General features: G+C 34.3%; 11 protein-coding genes and 1 pseudogene. 8 read left to right on the forward strand and 4 right to left on the reverse strand.

Annotated features, from left to right (window positions below):
- The 7 genes from CBP76_RS00910 to CBP76_RS00940 form a co-directional block, all read left to right on the forward strand.
- On the forward strand, nucleotides 1-610 hold a 610-nt coding region (locus CBP76_RS00910), incomplete at its 5' end, for an IS30 family transposase (RefSeq protein WP_117589397.1).
- Between the two features lie 133 nt (nucleotides 611-743).
- Complete coding sequence (locus tag CBP76_RS00915) at nucleotides 744-1,520, forward strand: YveK family protein (protein WP_102195054.1); 777 nt, start codon at nucleotides 744-746, stop codon at nucleotides 1,518-1,520.
- Between the two features lie 8 nt (nucleotides 1,521-1,528).
- Entirely contained in the window at nucleotides 1,529-2,272 is a 744-nt protein-coding gene (locus CBP76_RS00920; protein WP_102195055.1) for a CpsD/CapB family tyrosine-protein kinase, read from the forward strand.
- Nucleotides 2,269-3,054, forward strand: coding sequence for a tyrosine-protein phosphatase (locus CBP76_RS00925; RefSeq protein WP_102195056.1), 786 nt, complete (start codon nucleotides 2,269-2,271; stop codon nucleotides 3,052-3,054). The genes CBP76_RS00920 and CBP76_RS00925 overlap by 4 nt, the downstream gene beginning before the upstream one ends.
- A gap of 32 nt (nucleotides 3,055-3,086) precedes the next feature.
- On the forward strand, nucleotides 3,087-3,755 hold the full coding sequence (locus CBP76_RS00930) for a sugar transferase (RefSeq protein ID WP_102195057.1): 669 nt from the start codon (nucleotides 3,087-3,089) through the stop codon (nucleotides 3,753-3,755).
- A gap of 77 nt (nucleotides 3,756-3,832) precedes the next feature.
- The gene (locus CBP76_RS00935) at nucleotides 3,833-4,144 is read left to right on the forward strand and encodes an MATE family efflux transporter (RefSeq protein ID WP_102195058.1); all 312 of its coding nucleotides are present in this window, start codon (nucleotides 3,833-3,835) and stop codon (nucleotides 4,142-4,144) included.
- 134 nt (nucleotides 4,145-4,278) lie between these two features.
- The gene (locus CBP76_RS00940; protein WP_102195059.1) at nucleotides 4,279-5,394 is read left to right on the forward strand and encodes an LCP family glycopolymer transferase; all 1,116 of its coding nucleotides are present in this window, start codon (nucleotides 4,279-4,281) and stop codon (nucleotides 5,392-5,394) included.
- A gap of 117 nt (nucleotides 5,395-5,511) precedes the next feature.
- On the opposite strand, the pseudogene CBP76_RS13590 reads toward CBP76_RS00940, so the two are convergent.
- From CBP76_RS13590 to CBP76_RS13065, 3 genes and pseudogenes are all read right to left on the reverse strand, one after another.
- Nucleotides 5,512-5,613: pseudogene (locus CBP76_RS13590) on the reverse strand (hypothetical protein); the annotation flags it as partial.
- 52 nt (nucleotides 5,614-5,665) lie between these two features.
- Nucleotides 5,666-6,004, reverse strand: coding sequence for a transposase (locus CBP76_RS13595; RefSeq protein WP_102195060.1), 339 nt, complete (start codon nucleotides 6,002-6,004; stop codon nucleotides 5,666-5,668).
- A complete protein-coding gene (locus CBP76_RS13065; RefSeq protein WP_133120370.1) occupies nucleotides 5,976-6,215 on the reverse strand; it encodes a helix-turn-helix domain-containing protein in 240 nt (79 codons plus the stop codon). The genes CBP76_RS13595 and CBP76_RS13065 overlap by 29 nt, the downstream gene beginning before the upstream one ends.
- A gap of 327 nt (nucleotides 6,216-6,542) precedes the next feature.
- Between CBP76_RS13065 and CBP76_RS00950 the strand changes: the two genes are divergently transcribed.
- A complete protein-coding gene (locus CBP76_RS00950) occupies nucleotides 6,543-6,749 on the forward strand; it encodes a YxeA family protein (RefSeq protein WP_054643356.1) in 207 nt (68 codons plus the stop codon).
- A gap of 140 nt (nucleotides 6,750-6,889) precedes the next feature.
- Here the strand turns inward: CBP76_RS00950 and CBP76_RS13600 are convergent, their stop codons facing one another.
- A complete protein-coding gene (locus tag CBP76_RS13600; protein ID WP_166667137.1) occupies nucleotides 6,890-7,015 on the reverse strand; it encodes a type I toxin-antitoxin system Fst family toxin in 126 nt (41 codons plus the stop codon).
- Between the last annotated feature and the right edge of the window lie 136 nt (nucleotides 7,016-7,151).

The following is a 7,151-nucleotide window of genomic DNA, read 5'->3' on the forward strand; positions in this document are numbered from 1 at the left end:
GAAGCGCCAGAGGTGTAGAAGAGAAAGAACGGAACATGGCGTACGCCAACGGCGTAAAGGTGACCAAAGATCCAAAGAGAATCAATATTTGGGGCGATCAATTGAACAGCGTCCCATGATGATTAATCAACGTAATCGCATCGGCGATTTTGAACTAGATACAGTCGTTGGTCCTCGTGGGCATAGTAAGGCAGTTTTATTAACTTTAATCGATCGAAAATCACGGTTCCTTTGGGCATACCGGTTAAAAGATCGGACGACAGCGACTGTTAATGAAGCACTAACTAACTTCCTAACCACTTTTAATGATCCGGTGCACAGCTTTGCTGTGGACCGTGGCACTGAGTTTAGTGGGCTAGTATCACTTGAATCACAATATGGTATTAAGACCTATTACTGTCATACTTATACTCCAGCTGAACGTGGTAGTAATGAACGCTTTAATCGGAATTTACGTTATTTTTATCCTAAAGGGACTCGTTTTGAGCACATTAGTGCTCAAGATTTAACGACGACGTTACTCCAAATTAACCAGCGACCGCTTAAAATACTCGACTGGCAAACACCGTATCAGGTTATGCTGACAAATTTGTCCAAAAATTCGGATTAAATTTGCAATCTACCTTGTCAAGAATTATTGTTTGGGACGAGTTAATGGACTATACTTTCTTCATACATGCTTTATTAAGCTGGGGTTTTTATGTATATAAATAACATTATATTGTATATATTCGGAGGACGAAGTGGAATCAGAACAAAATATTAGTATGATGCAGATCGTAGGCATCTTACGCAAACATATAAAAGCAATTTTCGGGACAACTATTGTTGTTACTTTGGCAGCGATTTTTGTTACCTTTTTCATTATGACACCAAAATATAGCGCTACTACACAAATTTTGGTCAATCGTAAATTATCAGAGGACATGCAGTCGGCACAGTTCCAGCAGGTTCAGGCTGATGTTCAGATGATCAGTACTTATAAGGATATTATTACTAGTCCTACTGTTTTAAAAGATGTTAATAAGAAAGTTAGCAGCTATCCTGGTTATCCAGGTTCTATGGGAGCATTGAAAGGATCACTATCGATTAGTAATTCTCAAAATTCTCAAGTGTTTTCAGTAACAGCTAAATCTACAGATGCTGGCACAGCGGCAGCAATTGCCAATATGACAGCTAAGGTTTTTAAGAAAAAGGTTGTTAAAATTATGAGTGTTAACAATGTTTCAATTGTCTCTGAAGCTGAAACGAATACTAAACCTGTCAGTCCTAGAAAGACTTTGAACGTTTTGGTTGGTATTGTTTTAGGGTTGATTTTAGGTGTTGCATTAGCATTTGTTCGTGAAATAACTGATAGAACAGTTACAACGGAGAATTTCTTAACAGATGATTTAGGGCTAACTAGTTTAGGCACAGTTAGTGAAATTGATCAAAAAGACATTGAAAGATTCGTTGAACATAAGAAAGTTCAATCTAAGTTGAGTATTAATAAATCATCAAGAAATCATAGAAGGGTCTAGGGAATAAAATGGCATTATTTAAGAAGAAAACTACAAAGTTAGATAATTATAGTTTGAAAAATGGTGTTGGCTTGGTTACTTATTATGACCCTACCAGTACGATTTCAGAACAATTTAATACGATTAGAACTAATATCCAATTTTCATCTGTAGATAAAAAATTAAATTCAATTTTATTCACTTCATCTGCTCCATATGAAGGTAAGTCTACAGTAAGTAATAATGTTGCAGTAACTTGGGCTAAACAAGGTGAAACGGTTGTGTTAGTTGATGCCGATCTTCGTCGTCCGACAATTCATAAAACTTTTAATGTAAGTAATAGGGTCGGACTTTCAAGTTACTTATTGGGAAATGCTTCATTTGAGGATGTCGTTCAACCAACAATGGTTAAAAATTTATTCGTTATTACTAGTGGGCCGATTCCGCCTAATCCCTCAGAATTATTAGGTAGTATGAGAACTAAGGACTTAATCAATCGCCTTGAGGACAAATTTGGACTATTAATAATGGATGCTCCACCTGCTAATTCGGTTACTGATGCGCAAGTTCTTGCTACTCAAGTAGATGGTGTCGTAATGGTTGTGCCTCAAGGAATTGCTGAAAAAGCTGGGGTTGCACATGCTAAACAATTATTAGATACAGTTCATGCTAATATCTTGGGTGTAATTATGAATCGTGTCACAAAAGAAAAGTCACAAGGCTATTATGGTGGATACTATGGTGGTTATTATGGAGCTGAGAAAGAGAAATGAAATTAATTGATTTGCATTGCCACATATTGCCAGGCGTTGATGATGGTTCCAAAGATATGCAAATGTCATTAGATTTGGCTAAGGCAGCTGTAGATCAAGGAATTACCAATAGTTTGGTAACTCCTCACCATATGGATGGGGAATACACTAATCACAAACAAGATGTGATCAGAAAGACTAATGAATTTCAAAAAGCTTTAGATAATGCGGGAATACCGTTGAGTGTGTTTGCTAGTCAAGAAGTTCATCTAACAGGGGAACTAATGGATGCCATTGCTAAAGATGATATTCTGTCCATGGATGAAACTAATCGTTATATATTGTTAGAGATGCCAAATGATGGTATTCCTGAGTATACAGCGGATATGATTTTTGATTTAACTACCCGTGGTATAACGCCGGTTATTGCCCATCCAGAGCGTAATCAAGGGATTCAAGAAGATCCTGATAAATTATATGAGTTCGTTAAAATGGGATGTTTAACACAATTGACAAGTAGTAGTTATCTTGGTGTGTTTGGTAAGAAGGTCCAAACACTTACTGAAGAAATTATTAAAGCTAATTTAGGATTTGTTTTTTCATCCGATGCCCATAATTTTAAGGGGCGTAGGTATTTAATGAAAGAGGCCTTTGAGAAATTAGAAAAAGAAGAGGGACTTCGTAAGGCTCAATTGTTTAATCTTAACGCAAGGAACATTATCAATGGTGATGACGTTGGTGATACAGATTTTGTTAAGATATCTTCATTACCTAAAAAGAGAAAGAAATTTTGGCTATTTTAGTAAAAAAACAGTGTTTTTAGTGGGGATTTAATATGGAATATTTTGATGGTAAACGGGATAATACGACAATTAACCTTGAATATCAGGATAAAAGATATATTTATCGTATTTTTAAAAGAACTTTTGACTTTGTTGCAAGCTTATTTGGATTAATTATTTTATCACCTTTATTTCTAATTGTTGCAATTGCAATAAAAGTGGAAGACCCAAAAGGACCAGTATTTTATTCACAAGTTCGTTTTGGTAAGAAGCAAAGCCCATTTAAAATGTATAAATTTCGTTCGATGATTGTTGATGCGGATAAACATTTGAAAGAATTACTGAGTGAAAATGAAGTTGATGGTGCTATGTTTAAAATGAAAGAAGATCCTCGTGTAACTAAAGTGGGACATTTTATTAGAAAGTATAGTATCGATGAACTTCCACAGTTAGTAAATGTTTTATTGGGAAATATGAGTTTGGTTGGTCCAAGACCACCATTGCCTCGCGAAGTTGCAGAATATACAGAGTATGATAAGCAGAGATTGGCGGTAAAACCTGGATGCACAGGCTTATGGCAAATTAGTGGACGTAATGATGTAGGATTTTCAGAAATGGTTGAATTGGATTTGAGCTATATAAATAAGCGAAGTATCATGCTTGACTTAAGCATATTGATAAAAACCGTTGCGGTTTTTATTAAACCTAACGGTGCATACTAAGATAAGCAGATTGATTTATGGAAGGAATATTCAATGAAAATATGTTTAGTAGGTTCTAGCGGAGGGCATCTCATAATTTGGTCAGTTGGATGTTGACTGATAAGTGGTTACCGGCTGTTCCATATATGCAAATTGCATGTATATTTTTGGCGCTATATCCAATTAATATAGTTAATCTTCAGGCAATATTGGCTGTGGGGAAGAGTAGTATATATTTAAGGCTTAATATTATTAAAAAAGGAATTGGATTTATTACAATTATTTCAAGTATTCCGTTTGGTCCGTATGCAATGGCTTCAAGTGATATTCTTGTTGGCGTTTTAGCAATATTAACGAATGTTTCTGCCAATAAAAAATTATTTGGTTATTCTTTCTATAGAACTAGGTAAAGATTGCATACCTAATGCAATTATGTCCCTGATTATGTTTTTCAGTGTTCATATTGTTGAATTACTTTATCAAGGGATTTCTAGTACCTTTGGTATATTATGTATCCAGATATTAGTTAGAGGAGGAGTTTATTATGCAGCATCGTCGAAAAAAGCATGCGTTGAGAAACGTTTTTCTATCAGTTATTTTATTGATAGTTTTGGGTGGAGCAGCTTATGGCATGACTAAATATCGTAGTGTTAAAAATTCAGTTAATAATTCTTTCACGCCATCTGGTGTGACTAAAGAACGTAATGTGAGTGGGCAATTAAAGAATAAGAAGCCAATTTCAATTCTTCTAATGGGAACTGATACCGGTGCGTTGGGACGTGATTACAAAGGTCGTACGGATAGTATGATGGTAATTACATTAAATCCAAGTGAAAACAAAACAACAGTAACAAGTATTCCACGTGATACTGCTGTCAATATACCTGGTTATAAGTCGGTTTCACCAGCTAAAATTAATGCGGCATATTCTTACGGTCAAACTAAGACAGCAATTAAAACCGTTCAAAAACTTTTGAATATTCCAATTGATTTTTACGCACTTATTAATATGGGTGGTATGGAAAAGGTTATTAATCAAGCTAATGGTGTTGATGTAACACCAACCTTAAGTTTTAAGTATGAAGGATTCTCATTTACAAAAGGTGAAAAGACTCATATGAATGGCAAGAAGGCTTTAGCATATTCACGTATGCGTTATGATGATCCACAAGGTGATTATGGACGTCAAACTCGTCAACGAGCTGTACTTACTGCTTTGGTACATAAGAGTAGTTCAGTATCTACGTTATTAAACCAAAGCTTTATTAACTCATTATCTGATCAAACACAAACTGATTTGACATTCGATGAATTAACTGCCCTTGCTAAGGATTATAATTCAGTTAGAAAACATACTTCAGAGACTCATTTGCAAGGTAATGGAGAAGAAGTTGCAAAACAAAGTATGGAAGTTATGAAGGAATCCGAATTACAACGAGTTACAAACTTTATTCGTGAGAATTTAGATTTGCCACATGCTAAGACAGGTAATATTCAGTTTAAGCCTTCTACACAAAGTTCAACAACAACTAAGTCGGTTCAAGATATCAATAATATTGGTTCACAACGTTCAACCACGGGAACATCCAATAAGAATAGTACTGGAACAAACAGTGGTTCTGGTATAAGCAATAGTGGATATTCTAACTCAGGTTATTAATTAAATATCAAGAGCGGTATAAAAATGTAGGAAAATGACGGTTAAAATGGTCCTTTGTCAAATAGTATTGATGAATAGTTTTTGTATGGAAGGCAACCTCATGTAGGTTGTCTTTTTTTATGCACAAATGAGTCTTATTCTCTTGAGAAAATGGTCAAGATTTCTAAATCCATAACTGATACGTTTGAGTTTTTTTATCTTTCCAATGGTCTCTTCAAGAGGACCATTGGATTATGACATTGTACAACTATTCTTTATATAATTTAAATTCTTAGGTAACGTTGAAATAGATGTATCCATAGCGATGCCAATTAGACTTGAGTGCTTTATACAAACGGGAATGTTTATCATTTATTTTTTTAAGACAACTGATTCTAACTTGATCCAATGCCCGGCTATATAGCTGAACTATATGAAATCTATTAACTATTATTTGAGCATTGGGAAAAATTTTATGAATGACCGACTGGTAATTAGCGTTCAAATCAATAGAGACAGTCTTAACTGCTTGTCGTTCTGACAAGCTATAATTTTTTATAAAGTGTTCAATAATTGTTTTAGACAGTCGATCATGAATCAACTCAATTAGATGATGATGTTTGTGTATCAATAGCTATAAAAGTAAATATACCGTTAACTGAACGAAATTCATCAAAACACAAGTTTTCTGGAAGGCAATCACATCTATTTGATAATTTGATATTGTCATATAAGATTCTGCTTACTGTATTTACTGATACTCCGATGATTTTAGCAATTGATGTTAAAGTGAAGGATTCCTTGGCCATAGCGAATGTTCTGTTTTGAACTTGTTTAGTCATAGTATGATTTTTGATTAATAAATCACTGTGAGCACCACAGGTGCTAGCACAGTTCTTACAAATATATTGAGTATCAAATGATACTCAATACCGTCCTTGACTGAAACATTACTCATATTATTGTCTTTATATCGAGTGCACATAGTATAGAATTGTCTTGAGACATTATTATTTTCTCCATGTTTGATTGGGTTTAGTCGCTTAAATCTTAACATGGGAACAGTGATGTTCTTTTTTTATTTTCTAGAGATTAAAAAACTGGTATTGATTATTCATCAATACCAGAAAGTTAATAATTAAATATTATTAGAGCTAGTAAATGAGTAAATGAAATTTACTCATTTACTAGCTCTTTTCGTGTTGTTGAAAGATTCTATCCAGCTTTTTGGACGTGATGAGGACGGTTATGGTAACTACGATTATCAATTAACGAGTTATGATTCAAATGGAAAACCTCATCCAGCCAAATTTACTGGTACGACAAGCTTAAATATTGGCGAATTATTTGAGAAAAGAAGAGATTTTTTATTATAAGTTGCGCAACAAATTGATTAATGACTTCATGGCGTGATATAATTGCATTTGCAAAGAGTGAGTAACTTATAGATACACCAAAACCCCCAACGAGTGGAAGTCGTTGAGGGTTTTTTAGTGGGCTAAATTGCCTTTTCCTTTTACTTGCGGTTTTTCCGTTTTAGCCAATCGGTAAACCAAGCGGTTACTAAGCCGACTACAAGTGGGGCAAAAAGTGAGTTAAACAAATAGATACACCCCCAATCCGTTGCAGGATTGTAAGGCAACTTTCTTATTTTATCATAGCCAACTCAAAAAAAATCCAGTTTTTATATTATAAGAGAAGAAGTAAGTGAACTTCAAAATAAGAAACAGAGAGAATCTTTTATGATAAAAATCTTTATTATATCGATTTTACTGTTT

The organism is Companilactobacillus nuruki (assembly GCF_002872255.1).
Taxonomy (GTDB): Bacteria; Bacillota; Bacilli; order Lactobacillales; family Lactobacillaceae; genus Companilactobacillus; species Companilactobacillus nuruki.

What these genes read in the sequence shown, in the direction of transcription:
- CBP76_RS00920 (WP_102195055.1), top strand. Translation starts at nt 1,529, where the DNA reads ATGGCATTATTTAAGAAGAAAACTACAAAGTTAGATAATTATAGTTTG.
- CBP76_RS00925 (WP_102195056.1), top strand. Translation starts at nt 2,269, where the DNA reads ATGAAATTAATTGATTTGCATTGCCACATATTGCCAGGCGTTGATGAT.
- CBP76_RS00930 (WP_102195057.1), top strand. Translation starts at nt 3,087, where the DNA reads ATGGAATATTTTGATGGTAAACGGGATAATACGACAATTAACCTTGAA.
- CBP76_RS00940 (WP_102195059.1), top strand. Translation starts at nt 4,279, where the DNA reads ATGCAGCATCGTCGAAAAAAGCATGCGTTGAGAAACGTTTTTCTATCA.
- CBP76_RS13065 (WP_133120370.1), bottom strand. Translation starts at nt 6,215, where the DNA reads ATGACTAAACAAGTTCAAAACAGAACATTCGCTATGGCCAAGGAATCC.
- CBP76_RS00950 (WP_054643356.1), top strand. Translation starts at nt 6,543, where the DNA reads ATGAAATTTACTCATTTACTAGCTCTTTTCGTGTTGTTGAAAGATTCT.